The organism is Candidatus Colwellia aromaticivorans (assembly GCF_003333305.1).
Classification (GTDB): Bacteria; Pseudomonadota; Gammaproteobacteria; order Enterobacterales; family Alteromonadaceae; genus Colwellia; species Colwellia aromaticivorans.
In genome coordinates this window covers 19,219-32,011 of sequence record NZ_QOLD01000033.1, presented here as the reverse complement: position 1 = coordinate 32,011, position 12,793 = coordinate 19,219, and the positions used below count along the sequence as shown (strand labels likewise).

At 37.2% G+C, this 12,793-nt stretch carries 15 protein-coding genes; all 15 read left to right on the top strand.

Annotated features, from left to right (window positions below):
- The first annotated feature begins 11 nt into the window (after positions 1–11).
- The 15 genes from DWA31_RS05235 to DWA31_RS05165 are packed head-to-tail and all read left to right on the top strand — an operon-like array spanning position 12 to position 12,793.
- Entirely contained in the window at positions 12–755 is a 744-nt protein-coding gene (locus DWA31_RS05235; protein WP_114325594.1) for a beta-ketoacyl synthase chain length factor, read from the top strand.
- A complete protein-coding gene (locus tag DWA31_RS05230) occupies positions 748–1,521 on the top strand; it encodes a lysophospholipid acyltransferase family protein (protein ID WP_114325593.1) in 774 nt (257 codons plus the stop codon). The genes DWA31_RS05235 and DWA31_RS05230 overlap by 8 nt, the downstream gene beginning before the upstream one ends.
- On the top strand, positions 1,502–1,756 hold the full coding sequence (locus tag DWA31_RS05225) for a phosphopantetheine-binding protein (protein ID WP_114325592.1): 255 nt from the start codon (positions 1,502–1,504) through the stop codon (positions 1,754–1,756). Before DWA31_RS05230 ends, DWA31_RS05225 begins: the two co-directional genes overlap by 20 nt.
- Before the next feature lie 14 nt (positions 1,757–1,770).
- Positions 1,771–2,019: an acyl carrier protein gene (locus DWA31_RS05220; protein ID WP_114325630.1), complete on the top strand. Its 249-nt coding sequence runs from the start codon at positions 1,771–1,773 to the stop codon at positions 2,017–2,019.
- Between the two features lie 40 nt (positions 2,020–2,059).
- A complete protein-coding gene (locus tag DWA31_RS05215) occupies positions 2,060–2,623 on the top strand; it encodes a COG4648 family protein (protein ID WP_114325591.1) in 564 nt (187 codons plus the stop codon).
- Positions 2,616–4,004, top strand: a complete 1,389-nt coding sequence (locus tag DWA31_RS05210; RefSeq protein WP_114325590.1) for an AMP-binding protein — start codon at positions 2,616–2,618, stop codon at positions 4,002–4,004. Before DWA31_RS05215 ends, DWA31_RS05210 begins: the two co-directional genes overlap by 8 nt.
- Positions 3,997–4,389: an ApeI family dehydratase gene (locus DWA31_RS05205; protein WP_114325589.1), complete on the top strand. Its 393-nt coding sequence runs from the start codon at positions 3,997–3,999 to the stop codon at positions 4,387–4,389. Before DWA31_RS05210 ends, DWA31_RS05205 begins: the two co-directional genes overlap by 8 nt.
- Positions 4,389–5,117, top strand: coding sequence for a glycosyltransferase family 2 protein (locus DWA31_RS05200; RefSeq protein ID WP_210725549.1), 729 nt, complete (start codon positions 4,389–4,391; stop codon positions 5,115–5,117). Before DWA31_RS05205 ends, DWA31_RS05200 begins: the two co-directional genes overlap by 1 nt.
- On the top strand, positions 5,117–6,109 hold the full coding sequence (locus DWA31_RS05195) for a lysophospholipid acyltransferase family protein (protein ID WP_114325587.1): 993 nt from the start codon (positions 5,117–5,119) through the stop codon (positions 6,107–6,109). The genes DWA31_RS05200 and DWA31_RS05195 overlap by 1 nt, the downstream gene beginning before the upstream one ends.
- The gene (locus DWA31_RS05190; RefSeq protein WP_114325586.1) at positions 6,106–7,647 is read left to right on the top strand and encodes an HAL/PAL/TAL family ammonia-lyase; all 1,542 of its coding nucleotides are present in this window, start codon (positions 6,106–6,108) and stop codon (positions 7,645–7,647) included. The genes DWA31_RS05195 and DWA31_RS05190 overlap by 4 nt, the downstream gene beginning before the upstream one ends.
- A complete protein-coding gene (locus DWA31_RS05185; RefSeq protein WP_114325585.1) occupies positions 7,640–8,065 on the top strand; it encodes an acyl-CoA thioesterase in 426 nt (141 codons plus the stop codon). The genes DWA31_RS05190 and DWA31_RS05185 overlap by 8 nt, the downstream gene beginning before the upstream one ends.
- Positions 8,065–8,694, top strand: a complete 630-nt coding sequence (locus DWA31_RS05180; RefSeq protein ID WP_114325584.1) for an outer membrane lipoprotein carrier protein LolA — start codon at positions 8,065–8,067, stop codon at positions 8,692–8,694. Before DWA31_RS05185 ends, DWA31_RS05180 begins: the two co-directional genes overlap by 1 nt.
- An 18-nt stretch (positions 8,695–8,712) precedes the next feature.
- A complete protein-coding gene (locus tag DWA31_RS05175; protein ID WP_114325583.1) occupies positions 8,713–11,004 on the top strand; it encodes an MMPL family transporter in 2,292 nt (763 codons plus the stop codon).
- Positions 11,001–12,236: an NAD(P)/FAD-dependent oxidoreductase gene (locus DWA31_RS05170; RefSeq protein ID WP_114325582.1), complete on the top strand. Its 1,236-nt coding sequence runs from the start codon at positions 11,001–11,003 to the stop codon at positions 12,234–12,236. Before DWA31_RS05175 ends, DWA31_RS05170 begins: the two co-directional genes overlap by 4 nt.
- Positions 12,227–12,793 carry a DUF3261 domain-containing protein gene (locus tag DWA31_RS05165; protein WP_114325581.1) on the top strand — a complete coding sequence of 189 codons (567 nt, stop codon included), beginning with the start codon at positions 12,227–12,229 and terminating at the stop codon, positions 12,791–12,793. The genes DWA31_RS05170 and DWA31_RS05165 overlap by 10 nt, the downstream gene beginning before the upstream one ends.

Genomic DNA, 12,793 nt, shown 5'->3' with positions numbered 1-12,793 from the left:
CGGTTTCTGATATGGATTTTTGTATAAATATAAAAAAAATAGTCGCTATTGAAGCTGTAAATCCGGTCATTAACCTTGATGGCCATCAGGAAAGGTCTTTTAGTAAAGCTGAATTACCAAAATTAGCCGATTTAAAACCAATGCAGCGGAGACGTCTAAGTCCCTTTGCTAAGTTAGCCATGTATTGTGCTTTAGAAGTAACAAAACATGAAAACCAACCTTTGGTCAGTGTATTTTCATCGCGTCATGGTGATCTTCATAAAACCTCTACCATGCTCCATGACTTAGCTTTGGAGGAAGATATCTCTCCAACAGCATTTAGTTTGTCAGTGCATAATGCCGTTTCAGGCCTTTTTACAATTTTCACGCAAAACACTCAAGCATCTACTACGGTTTCCGCAGGGAAAGATACCTTTTTCATGGCATTAGTCGAAGCTTACATACGATTGAAAACGGGTAAACACGAGCAAGTACTTTTGGTACATAGTGATCAGGTTCTGCCAAGCCCTTATTCACAATATGCTGATGAGTTACAAGTAGACCATGCAGTCGCCTTAATTTTAACTAAAGATAACTTTGTTGGGCAGAGGCTTTCAATCAAGAAATATAACAATATCAGTGTTACATCAGATGACAGCCTAACTGAGCTTCCGCAGGCAGTGTCATTTTATCGATGGTTAAGTGATATGACAAAACCTCAAGAGTTAGATATGGTTGCTAATCAATGGAAAATTAACAGGTTAAACAATGAATAAGTTATGGCGTATATTTGCAACTGGCTTATGTTTTACTATATTTGCACTGGGTGGTTTAGTACTAACAATCTTAATTTTGCCACTTCAAAGAGTATTCTGCAAAGACACACTGGCAGCACAACAGCAATCAAGAAAAACAGTACAATACGCAACCAAGTTGTTTATTGGTATTATGCAATTTACAAAAACATCTCATTTTACCGTGAAAAATCGTCGAAAACTCAGTGATTTTCGAGGAACTGTAGTTATTTGTAATCACCCATCTTTAATAGATGTGGTATTATTGATTTCAGTTATACCCAATGCAGTGTGTATTGTGAAAGCAAACTTGTTTAAAAACCCTTTTATCAGAGGTGTTCTTAGTAATACAGGTTACATCAGTAATGATAATGCGGAACAATTAATTGAAGATTGTCGAGACTCATTGGCACAAGGAAATAACTTAATAATTTTTCCTGAAGGAACAAGAACAACACCCAATATGCCATTAAAATTTAAGCGAGGTGTTGCTAATATTGTTATTAGGTGTGGATCGCCTATCCAATGTTTTAAGCTAAAGATAAATCCGACCACATTAACGAAAAATGAAAAGTGGTATCGAGTACCTGTGCGAAAATTTCAAGTTGATTTGAATTTGATGCCTGCAGTCCCAATGCCTAAAGCACAAGAAGAAGCTCCAATAAGTTTACTATCTAGAATATATACACGTGAGCTTGAACAATTTTATAACAAGGAATTAGAAAGTAATGTCAGACTTAAAAGCTAAGATCAAAGCTTTAATTATTGAAACGCTTGATTTAGAAGATGTGAGTATAGAAGATATACAAGATGATGAAGCGTTGTTTGTTGATGGCCTTGGCTTAGATAGCATTGACGCACTTGAATTAGGTTTAGCAATTAAGAAAACATTCAATATAAAAATTGATGCTAATTCAGAAGAAACGAAAAAACATTTCAGCTCAATCAATAGCTTATCAGAGTTTATTGAGACAAATCAGTAGTAATGGATCTAAAAATGCAATCTAGAGAAGAAATATACAACACTTTATCGACAATATTTATCGATGATTTTGAGATTGAACCAGAAGATATCTCATTGACGGCAAATTTATATGAAGATTTAGACTTAGACAGCATTGATGCTATAGATCTCATTGTTAAACTTAAAGCGTTCACTGGTCAAAAAATAGAACCAGATGCCTTTAAAAAAGTAAGAACAGTTAACGATATAATCGACGAATTATCAAAGTTACTGAGCGTATAGCGCTTAACTAACAGAAAAAAGCAATTAAAAGCCAATACTAGTGAAAACACTTACCACAGCGTTGATCGCTCTACTGTTAATTTTTTATCCAATCATTGTCTATACGGGGCTTAACTATTTTGAGCCTCGCTATGTTGCTGTTGCGCTTATAGGTGTTTTTTCTCTGCGGTTGGCAACAAATTCTAAAAGCAAACAGCCGTGGTTGAAATTAACCTCAGTCATGGCTATTTCAGTACTGCTGTTTTCGGTAGTTTTTGACCAAGCTATCGGTGTTTTACTCTATCCTGTCGCTATGAATCTAGGGTTACTTTGCATTTTTTCCTATTCTTTGTATCAAAAGCCAAGTGTCATAGAAACTTTAGCACGACTTCAAGAGCCAGAGCTCGATGATTTTGCCGTTAAATATACTGAAAAAGTGACATGGGTATGGTGCTTGTTTTTTAGTATAAATGGCAGTATTGCGCTTTACACTGCACTGTATTCATCGATAGCTCAATGGACCTTATACAATGGCCTTATTTCTTACATCTTAATGGGCACGTTAATGTCAGTAGAGTGGTTGGTACGCTGGAAAGTAAAAGCAGGGCGGAAGAAAAGTGTTTGATTTAACGCATCTGGCCAACTCGCACAGACTATTTTTTCTTAACGGTAATGATATATCCCTCAACGAATTTATCATTGATATTAACCATTATCGAGCCAAGATTCGGAACTTTAAAAAAGCACAGAGTAGTGCGAATCAGTTAATAAATACGCCACTTAAAGTAGTCTTGTATCACAGCGATACTTACCAATTTTCAATACGGTTATTTGCCTTAAGTGCTGAGTCAATTGACGTATACTTTCCAAGTAATAGCCAAATACAAACACTTGATTCGCTCTTTGCAACGACAGATGCATTTTCTGGTGAACTTGGTCATGAAATCACTTTTCCAAGTATAGAGTCCGTTGATTTCGAAAGAAAAAGCGATAATCCGCAGCTAAATTCAACATCGGGTTTTAGTTGGCCTGACTCTGGAGACCTTTATTTCTCTACCTCTGGTTCAACAGGGGATGCAAAGATTATTCATAAGTCATGGCAACAAATTAATTTAGAACTCGCTCAGTTACAAAACGTATTTAACATAAAGCGTTACGAAAAATTGATTGCCACGGTTTCTCATCAGCATATTTACGGCCTGCTTTTTCGTTTGCTATGGCCTTTATCTAACGGTACGTTAATATCTGATACCTTTGAGTATCCTGAGCATGTAAAATCAGCATTGCAGAGTGACAAAAAGGTAGCATTAATTTCTAGTCCTGCATTTTTAAAACGCTTGATAAATGACAATGTTTTGGCTGCGTATTCTAATCACTTTAGTTATATATTTTCATCCGGCGGTTTGCTTGCCGATGACATTGCGATTCATTTAAATCAACAACTAGATTTTCCTATCACCCAAGTTTACGGCAGTACAGAAACCGGTGGTATTGCCTATCGCCAAGTTGACTCTTTGCCAGCATCGCATTGGCAGACATTTAAAGGTATTACCTTAAGCGTAGAAGCGCAAAGCAAAAGGCTAATATTACAATCACCCTGGGTGTCAGATTCATCAATGCTATTAGATGACATGGGCGAGTTAACGTCGGCTACTGAGTTCACATTACAAGGGCGTATAGACCGTAATGTAAAATTAGAAGAAAAACGGGTCAATTTATCCGCTATGGAACAAGTTGCAAATGAACACTGTTGGATAAATGAATCTCGAATTTTATTAAAAACAGGCAAGCGAGATGTGCTGTTTGCCGTGTTAAGTTTAACTGAACTTGGTTTAGTTAAACGAGATGAGCTAACCACTATCGCGTTTACCCGTGAGATTAAAAATCACTTATTAGGTAAGTTTGAGTTGGTTTGTTTACCGAAAAAATGGCGTTACTTAACCGAATTACCTTATAATTCTCAGGGAAAATTAGTACAAAGAGAATTGGAGAAACTTTTTGAATAAATTGCAAGAAACCCAGCCGTTATTTATCAAGAAAGAAATTATTGGTGAAGGGGTCAAATTGACCTTCAAAGTACAAGCGAGCTTAGATTACTTTAAAGGGCATTTTCCCAATGTTTCTATCCTTGCAGGTGTAGTGCAATTAAATTGGGCCGTTAATTTCGCCCATGAACATTTAAAATTATCGTCTACTGTAGTTAGACAAGTTGAAGTCCTTAAATTTAAAGAAATAATCCATGCAGATCAAATTGTAGACTTGTCGTTAATACGTAAATCGGACCATAAATTTTTATTTGAATATCATTCAGAAAAAGGAGTGCACGCTAGTGGCCGCATTCTTTTAGAAGAAACAATGTTAGAAGAAGCCGCACTTGAGGAAACCTTGTGATGTACTGTTTGATTATTCCTAATTACAATCATACTCATGAGTTAGAGGTGTTATTATTGCGTTTATCGGCCTATGAATTTTCTATTATTATGATTGATGATGGCAGTAAAGCATCGGCAAAAAAGCTTTTTGAATCACTTGTCGATAAAGTGCCCTTACTTACCCTGATTCACCATAGCGAAAATCAAGGCAAGGGCGCTGCGGTGCAAACAGGTTTAAAATACGCGCATAAGCTTGGCTTTGAATATGCTATCCAAGTCGATGCCGACGGCCAACATAATCTTGCCGATATTACGTCATTAATCGCGTTATCTAAACAACATCCTGATGCACTCATTTCTGGTAAACCAGTGTACGATGAATCAATTCCTAAGCACCGCTATTTTGCTCGCTTTATTACCCACTTTTGGGTATACATTGAAACCTTATCTTTTCAATTAAAAGACAGTATGTGCGGCTTTCGCGTATACCCAGTTGGTCAAAGTATTGAGTTAATGAATAAGGTTAACTTAGGTAAACGTATGGACTTTGATACTGAAATTATGGTGCGCTTATATTGGCAAGGTATTGATGTTAAGTTTTTACCAACAAAAGTTATTTATCCTGAATTTGGTATATCGCATTTTAGAGCGTTTGAAGACAATGCTCGCATAAGCTGGATGCATACACGATTGTTTTTTGGTATGTTGTTCAGAGCCCCCAAACTTATTTTTCGTCACTTCTGCTAATGTCTAAACCAACAATTAAAGAAAAAGAAGCTCAAAACCAACATTGGTCGACGCTAGAAGAACGTGGCTCTATTTTAGGTATGCGAATATTATTTGCTTTCTATCGTCTTGTTGGCAGACGTATATTGTGGCTAGTGTTATTCCCTGTTGTTTGTTATTTATATATCGTTAATAAAGTCGCTCGTCATGCTTCGCTTCAGTTCTTAGCAAGAGCCTTACATGATGAAAATGGTCAGAGAGAAAGGGCTGGTTTCTGGCATGGGTTAAAACTTCACTGCAGTTTTGCTGATTCGGTATTTGATAAACTCGATGCTTGGCTAGGTAGAGTCAGCGAAAATGATATTGATTACCTTGATAGAAACGGAATTAAAGAGCTGGTAGAACAAAAACAAGGCGGGATTTTTATAGGCTCTCATTTAGGTAACCTAGAGGTATGTCGAGCCTTAAGTACCATGAAAGATGATGTTGTTATTAATGTGTTAGTTTTTACCGATAATGCAGTTAAATTTAATAAATTATTAGAAAAAGTAAACAATAAAGTGACGGTAAATCTGATCCAAGTTGGTGATATTGGTCCAGGACTGGCTGTTGTGCTTAAAGAAAAAGTTGAACAAGGCGAAGCCATTGTTATCGTCGGTGATAGAACCAGTATCAGCATTGGTGGTAGAGTTATATATGCCCCATTTTTAGGTAAAAAGGCACCATTTGCTCAAGGTCCATTTATTCTGGCTGCTTTGTTAGAATGTCCAATCTATTGGATATTTTGTTTTAAATCAAAAGGGCGCTTTAACTTGATTTTTGAACATGTGACTGACAGGTTAGCTTTGCCCAGGAAACAACGTGCACAGGTATTACAAGAAATTGTAGAAAAATATGCACAACGGCTAAGTCATTACGCGGTAAAGTACCCCTATCAATGGTTTAATTTTTATGACTTTTGGCAGACAGACGAGCAAGTAAGCCGTATCGAATCTAATGGAGAGAATAAGTGAGTCAGCAAGTTGCCATTTTTGGCTTAAATAGGTTATCAATAGAAGACATTGTTAACATATCAAAACAAGATGTATTAGTTGAATTAACCAATGATGAACATTTTAGTAAAAAGATTAATTCAGCGCTTGAATTTTTAGACACCCTTCTAAAAGAAGATGGCGTGATATACGGCGTTACTACCGGCTATGGTGACTCGGTAACGGTAAATATCCCCCTAGATCTCGTTAAAGAATTACCATTACACTTAACACGTTTTCATGGTTGTGGCTTAGGCCAAGCTTTTAATCGAACAGAGGGTCGAGCAATACTTGCTACCCGTCTTGCCTCTTTAAGCCAAGGATTCTCAGGTGTTAGTTGGGAATTACTTAATCTACTGGTCGAATTTATTAACCAAGATATTATCCCTGTTATTCCTCAAGAAGGCTCAGTAGGCGCAAGTGGCGATTTGACGCCACTTTCATACGTTGCCGGAGCACTCATTGGCGAACGAGATGTATTGTTTAAAGGTGAAATTAAATCCAGTAATATTGTTATGGCGCAGGAAGGATTAACACCAATTACGCTTAGACCTAAAGAAGGTTTAGCGATAATGAACGGTACTGCTGTGATGACAGCACTTTCATGTTTAGCTTACGATCGCGCTGAGTATTTGGCTAAGTTGGCCAGCCGTATTACCGCACTATCTAGTCTTGCGCTGCAAGGCAATAGTCATCATTTTGATGATATTTTGTTTTCGGTGAAACCACATCCAGGGCAAGGGCAAATTGCGGCTTGGATTCGTCAAGATTTAAATCATTATGAACACCCAAGAAATTCAGATAGATTACAAGATCGCTACTCTATTCGTTGCGCTCCACACATCATAGGAGTGTTGCAAGACAGTCTGCCATTCTTTAGAAGTATGATAGAAAACGAACTTAATTCAGCGAATGATAATCCAATAATCGACGGCATTGGTGAGCATGTTTTACATGGTGGACATTTTTATGGTGGACATATTGCCATGGTTATGGATAGCATGAAAACTGTCGTTGCTAACTTAGCAGATTTAGCCGATAGGCAAATTGCCTCATTAGTTGATACCCGTTATAACAATGGTTTACCGTCAAATTTATCGGCAAGTTGTGACGAGCGTAGATTTATTAACCACGGGTTCAAAGCCGTACAAATCGGAGCCTCAGCTTATACCGCTGAAGCATTGAAATTAACGATGCCAGCAAGTGTATTCTCACGCTCAACAGAATGTCACAATCAAGATAAAGTGAGTATGGGCACCATCGCTGCAAGAGATGCTTTACGTGTAATGCAACTAACTGAGCAAGTATTAGCAAGTACCTTATTAGCTGCCGTACAAGCCCTAAGAATTCGTATTAAAAGTGGTGAGTTGGATCACGATACCTTATCGCCAAATTTGATGGAAATGTATGACGACGTAGCTGAAAACTTTGAAACCTTAGTGGAAGACAGACCATTGGAGTCTGACTTACGTTATACCATTGACGCGATACAAACACAGCGCTGGAAACTTTATGAATAGCAAAAATGCATTGTTAACCGCAGAAGTAGACATTGAAATACCGTTTCACGACTGTGATCCAATGCAAGTGGTGTGGCATGGTAATTATGCACGTTATATTGAAGTGGCACGCTGTGAATTATTAAGACAATTTGATTACGATTACCTTGCTATGGATGACTCCGGTTATCTATGGCCCATTGTTGATATGCGCATTAAGTATATTGGCTCGGCAGTCTTTACTCAAAAAATCAAGGTGACTGCCTATTTAAAAGAGTATGAAACTTGTTTGAAAATTGATTATTTAATTTTTGATAGTAAAACAGGTGAGAAACTGACTAAAGCATCAACGGTACAAGTAGCAGTCGATAGAAGTAATCAAGAAATGCAATATACGAGTCCTAAAGTATTGTTAGATAAACTAACTAAGGTACTGTAATGAATATTTCATTTGCTAAAATGGCTAGTCATTTATTTGTTCTTTTTTACTGCGTTTTTTCTCTTTTTTCGATTAATTCAGCCATTGCCGATAATACAGTAATACCTACTACCTCAGCTGATAAAGTGTCACTATCCGTTGAACAGGTTGAAAACCGGTTACAGATTAATCAAGGTGGTTTCGTCAGTCAACAAGGCGATTTTATTCAAAGAAAATATTTTAAAGTCTTAAAAAAGCCATTTTTATCGTCTGGTAACTTTGTGATATCCAATGATGAATTTATTTGGAAAACACGTAAACCTGTAGAGAGTGCCATTACCTTTAATAACGGTGAACTTTACTTTAAAGATAACTCTGGCAGTAAAAAGGCGCCTGCTCAAGCTAGTACCATTGCGCAATTATTACAACACTTAATAGCGGGTAACTTCACTGCGCTAACAAATAGTTTTGCTTTCTATGATGATAACAATACTGCTAATTGTGTGACTTTGAAGCCAAAAACATCGTCAATGACAGCCTTTATTGAACAAATAATATTATGTGGTGATAAGCAGGTTGATGAGTTTGTGTTATTTGATAAAAACATGAATAGAACCGAAATATCAATCTCTTACAATAAAGAATTATAGCGACAAATAGGGAAGTGTATGAAACGTCAACTTGGACTTATCCAAGGGTTAGTTGCAATGATTTTGCTGGTATTTGTTTTGATTACGGGCAAAGCGAAATTTCAAGCAGATATTTTGTCGCTATTACCACAAAATATACAAACAGTGGTGCAAGATGCTGAATCGCATTTTTTTGATGGCAATAAAAGACATGTATTTATTTCCTTTTCAGGTACAGACGCAAAACTTTCCCATGATCAATTCTTTTCATTATCACAAAAAAACCCATGGTTTAATGTAAAGGCCATAGAACTCGATTTAGAAAAATCTGTACAATTTTACTTGCCATACCAAGGTGTTTTACTAGCAGATAACTTTTTAAAGGCGTTGTCTAGCCCAGAAAGTTATCTGCTATTTGCTAGCCAAAAACTCACCGAGATAGTCAACCCGTTTGTCAGCGCATCAATTGCACAAGATCCCAGCCTATCGACCGCTGAATTTGTTGAACAAGCATTTGCTAAAAATGATGGCTTAGCACTTGAAGATGGCCGGTTGATAACTACATCGTCATTAAAGGGTCAGCAACAATTTATTATAATTTTTACTATTGATAATGAAGCTCTTAATGTTAACAAAGCGATAACTGTAGCCCAAGAAATTAAGCAGGTTATCCATCAGGTAGAAAAACAATACCCAGAATCAGTGGTGAAGTACTCAGGTGTGCTGTTTCATACTGCAGAGAATTCTAGCCAAGCGAAATTTGAAATGAGCTTTTTTGGCGGGCTTAGTCTGCTCGCTATGCTCGTTATGGTTTACTTTGTTTTTCGCAGTAAAACTGCCTTGTTTGCAGTTATTTTGACTATTATGAATGCGGTGATTTATGGCTTTATTGCTTTAGCGTTATTATTTGATAGTGTGCATATCATTAGTCTGGTTTTCGGCGTGACACTCATCGGTATTTCTATTGATTACTGTTTTCATGTTTTAACAGAGTTACACAATAAAAAACCATCATTAACGATGGTAAATAAATCTATTTTTCTCGGTTTTATCTCTACTGCCTTAGGTTATATATTATTGACACTTGCGCCGATGAGTTTCTTAAGTCAAGTAGCTACATTTATCATCGCTGGTTTGGTGGGGGCAATGGTCTGTGTCTTTACATTAGTACCAACTATCTCATCTTCAAAGTCAGAGCTGAACAATTCAACACTAGACAAAAAACTAGCAAATCTTATTAAGCTTATTAAGAAATTTCAAGGTCGAAGAGTAGGTCTGTTGATTGTGGTCAGTGGCCTAGTTTTTGTCAGTTATTTGTTAATACCGATAAAATTTAATGACAGTATTGCAGATCTCAATGGCAGTAGTGCGACACTCATTAGTAATGAAACTTTTCATCAAAAAACGTTATCTGGACAAGACGTTAAGCGATTATTCATACTAGGCTCGACTATTGAACAAGTTTTGCAGACAGAGGAAGCTATTCGTGCTCGGATTTTAGCGTTAAGTACCGAATTAGATGTCACACCTCAAGTAAAAGGTATTAGTGATTGGTTGCCATCGAAACAGCGACAAAATGACAATAATAAGCGACTAAAGCTTGCCCAAAGCAATGATGTGTTTTCTTCTTGGGAGGAAGCAACAGGGCTAGAGGTGACTATTAATACTTCTGCGCCACTCACTTACCAAGCGATTAAAAATTCAGTTATTGCGCCTTACGTTTTACCGTTTATATATGTTGGTTTAAATTCTGGGTTAGGTGTAGATAAAGAAAATCATAACGATGAATTTGTTTCCTTGTTACAGCTTTCAAATATTACCACAGCGCAGTTAGTTAGTATCATTGAAGGTTTCGGTGGCCAAGTAATCCCCTTTGATAAAGCAGAGAATATTTCACAGATAATGAATGATTCAAGAGAGAGTTTACTGTATTGGTTTATGCTGGCATTAATAATGTTCTCATTGGTTATATGGATTCGATTTGGTCTTAAGGCCGCATGTAATCATAGCCTGGCCCTAGTCTTATCAGTATCGATTGCATTAATGCTAAGTTATATGATTCAAGGGCCTTTAAACTTATTTAATGTATTGGCAATGATGTTGATTCTTGCCTTAGCCATTGATTATTTAATTTTTTATCAATACCGAGGCACTAATAAATTCAATGTGTTGGCAATTAGCTTATCTGCGTTGTCGTCTTTGTTTGTTTTTGGCGTATTGATCTTTAGTAAAACCCCTGCAGTTTATAGCTTTGGATTAACAGTGATGCTAGGCATAGTGAGTATTTTTATACTCGCACCATTGTCTGTGGTAAATAAGGAAGAACCGTGAATAAAGAACAATTTGATGTAGTAATTATTGGTGCGGGACCATCGGGAGCCGTTGCTTCAGCGATGCTTGCTCGTGCAGGGCGAAGTGTACTAGTTATCGAAAAGCAGTATTTTCCCCGTTTTTCAATCGGAGAAAGCCTTTTACCACAATGCATGGCGTTTCTTGCACAAGCGGGTTTAGAGCAAACAGTGCACGACAATGCAAAAGAAAATGGCTTTCAGTTTAAAAACGGCGCAGCATTTCATAAGCAAGGCCAAGATACTGAGTTTAATTTTACTCAGAAATTCTCAAAAGGACCGGGTACAACATACCAAGTGAAGCGCGCAAGTTTCGATAAAGTATTAGCTGATGGTGCTGCAGATGCCGGCGCACAAATTAGGTATGGTCATGAAGTGAAAACGGTTGATGTTGATTGTCTTTGCCCAATATTAGAAGTATTAGATGAACAAGGCAGCTTATACCAAGTCGAAAGTAAATTTTTACTTGATGCCAGTGGCTTTGCACGCGTTTTACCGCGTATGTTATCGTTAGAAAAGCCATCACACCTGCCAACCCGTACTTCATATTTTACTCACGTTGAAGACAATATTGAGTGCTGTAACTTTGATCGTGACAAGATATTGATCACAGTAAACCCTAATGATTCAGACATCTGGTATTGGCTAATCCCCTTTTCAGATGGGACTTCAAGCGTTGGCGTAGTCGGAAAACCTGAGCAGTTTTCTCAAGGTGACACTCCTGAAATGATATTGAAGCACTTTATTCATGCTGCTCCAAATTTACACAACTTATTAAAAAAGGCAAAATGGCACAATGAAGTCAATAAGTTAGCCGGATACTCAGCTGATGTAACACATTTAGCCGCTAAAAATTATGCCTTATTAGGTAATGCAGGAGAGTTTCTAGACCCTGTATTTTCTTCAGGGGTTACCATTGCGCTTTGCTCTGCAGTATTAATTGCTCCACAAGTATTACGTTACCTTGATGGTGAATCGGTTGATTTTGAACAAAGCTTTGCGGTGCCGCTCAAAAAGGGTGTAGATTGCTTTAAAACTTTTGTAAATTCATGGTATGAATCTGGTTTTCAAGATGTGATTTTTTACCAAGATCAAGATACCAAAGTAAAAGCTATGATTAGTTCAATTTTAGCGGGCTACGCTTGGGATCAAAGTAACCCTTATGTCGCACAAAGTGAAAGACGTTTTAAAACATTGGTAGCGCTATGTCAGTAAAATTAATGCTTGCCGCGCTAGTGTTCATGCTTTGTGGCTGTAGTAGCAACTCAAATGTTGGCGTTAACCAGAATAACGTTAATCAAGTGGATATTGCTGAGGCTGTGACATTGCAATTAACTGCACCACCAGGCTCATTGGTTAATCAATCAAAAAACCAGCTGTTAACCATTACCTATCAGGGTAAAGAAAATCAATTACTGACGCAGTTAGAGCTAACCGAACAAGGGCTAAATTTAGTGGCTGTTTCCCCACAAGGTTTACCTTTATTTGAGCTGGTTTTTGTAGAAGGGCAGGCACTGAAACAAAAGAAATATGTTGAGTTTGATATGTTACCTCTGCCGTATATCATTTCAGATATTCAATTAGTGTATTGGCCTTTAGCCGCATTAAATGCAGCGCTTACAGATGCGGTAATTACAGAAAACGAAAATGGTAAAGAGCGAATAATTAAATCAGATGGTAATTTAATCATAAGTATTGTCAAAGGTACTGATAGCATTAGTTACAAGCACTTTCAACGTGGTTATCAGTTAACCATTTTACCTATGGAGTAA

Bases quoted from the DNA above. Each gene is read 5' to 3' on its own strand.
- DWA31_RS05235 (WP_114325594.1), top strand. From the start codon at position 12: ATGGATTTTTGTATAAATATAAAAAAAATAGTCGCTATTGAAGCTGTA.
- DWA31_RS05230 (WP_114325593.1), top strand. From the start codon at position 748: ATGAATAAGTTATGGCGTATATTTGCAACTGGCTTATGTTTTACTATA.
- DWA31_RS05225 (WP_114325592.1), top strand. From the start codon at position 1,502: ATGTCAGACTTAAAAGCTAAGATCAAAGCTTTAATTATTGAAACGCTT.
- DWA31_RS05220 (WP_114325630.1), top strand. From the start codon at position 1,771: ATGCAATCTAGAGAAGAAATATACAACACTTTATCGACAATATTTATC.
- DWA31_RS05200 (WP_210725549.1), top strand. From the start codon at position 4,389: ATGTACTGTTTGATTATTCCTAATTACAATCATACTCATGAGTTAGAG.
- DWA31_RS05195 (WP_114325587.1), top strand. From the start codon at position 5,117: ATGTCTAAACCAACAATTAAAGAAAAAGAAGCTCAAAACCAACATTGG.
- DWA31_RS05185 (WP_114325585.1), top strand. From the start codon at position 7,640: ATGAATAGCAAAAATGCATTGTTAACCGCAGAAGTAGACATTGAAATA.
- DWA31_RS05180 (WP_114325584.1), top strand. From the start codon at position 8,065: ATGAATATTTCATTTGCTAAAATGGCTAGTCATTTATTTGTTCTTTTT.
- DWA31_RS05175 (WP_114325583.1), top strand. From the start codon at position 8,713: ATGAAACGTCAACTTGGACTTATCCAAGGGTTAGTTGCAATGATTTTG.
- DWA31_RS05165 (WP_114325581.1), top strand. From the start codon at position 12,227: ATGTCAGTAAAATTAATGCTTGCCGCGCTAGTGTTCATGCTTTGTGGC.